1 protein-coding gene is annotated in these 1,285 nt (G+C 55.2%); it reads right to left on the bottom strand.

All coding sequences use genetic code 11. The features are described from left to right. Positions 1–26: 26 nt before the first annotated feature. On the bottom strand, positions 27–1,202 hold the full coding sequence (locus ACMWKA_RS25650; RefSeq protein WP_038418736.1) for an IS4 family transposase: 1,176 nt from the start codon (positions 1,200–1,202) through the stop codon (positions 27–29). Positions 1,203–1,285 lie beyond the last annotated feature (83 nt).

Raw genomic sequence — 1,285 nt, 5'->3', positions numbered from 1 at the left:
GGGCTGAGGGATCCCCAGTAATATGGTCATGCCACCATGACCATATTACTGTACTCTTTTCCCAGCTTTTTCATCTCGTTAACTATATTCAGCCGTCTCACTTTCCCGGGCTCATGCCGGATGACTTCTTCTGCCAGACTCAGATATGACAGAACCCGTCTGTGCCTGATGCTGCTTGCCTGATAGTGCCAGTGTAAACACTGCCTTTCTGCCCTGTAACCTGCCAGCCACATCACCAGGCTTGCCATTGCCGCGACCATATTCAGCACTTCCAGTCGCCCTTTTCCCTGACTCCGGCTCAGCCTCAGACCGAACCCGAAGCGTGGACTTTTGTCGTCCCGGAAGTTTTGTTCTATCTGCATTCTGCGGCTGTACAGGGCCATTATCTGGTGTGGCTCCAGTCCCTCTGCATTACTGAACAGCAGCCAGGGCTCCCGCGCGCTACTGCGGTGTTCCCGCTGTGTTTTCGGCATCCCCCCTTTTCCCTGACGCCCTGCGTCAGGGCGCTTATGCAGATAGAACCGGCCGTAACAGGGCGTTCGTGGTTTACGGGACAGGACACCGTAACCCACGCAGACCGGTTGTCCGGTAGCCTCAAGCTCACTGATTTTCATCCACTTTTTATCTCCGTCCAGCCGGAAGCTGATGCAGCCCCTGACCCTGCCGGTGAAGCTCCAGCCCAGCTGGCTGACATGCCGGAACCAGTCTGTCCTGAAGCCTGCATCCGTAATGATGGTGACGGCTTTATCTTTCGGGATGGCATCATGCAGGCGGTCAAGGAAGCGGCACTGTACATCGCTGTTCTGCGCCAGCTCTGCGGGGACAACCTCACTCATAAGCGGCAGTGAGCGACCATTACAGACCAGGCTTGCCCGCAGAAGATACCAGTTCCTGTCATGCCAGCCTGTCCAGTCGACAGCAATCACACAGAAGGGCATCAGGGAGGTGATGGTATGTGTGAGCAGGTGCTGAATACGGGGAATATCCCGGTGAAGGGCGGTATTACCCAGGGCACGGTCAACACGTTTAATTTTATTTTTGACGTGCGCCCTGCCGGGAAGAGTGCGACCAAGGCTGGTCAGGGTCAGATCCGCACCGTGCGTGAGGGCAACGGCCATGGAAACAAGGACATTAATCCGGAAGCTGTGAACGTCCGGTAAAGACGCGGAGAAAAATTTCTGGCAGACTGTCTGTAAGGGCACGATGAGGTCTCTTCTGATTTGTTAGCGCAACCAGTAGATCACACTTCATCGTGCTTTTCATTTTTCTGGGGAACCCTCAGCCC

Origin of the sequence: Enterobacter sp. 03-F-07-AD-ECC (genome assembly GCF_047530935.1) — a bacterium.
GTDB classification, from domain to species: domain Bacteria; phylum Pseudomonadota; class Gammaproteobacteria; order Enterobacterales; family Enterobacteriaceae; genus Enterobacter; species Enterobacter cloacae.
The sequence above is the reverse complement of the archived record's forward strand: the minus strand, read 5'-3'. Positions and strand labels throughout refer to the sequence as shown.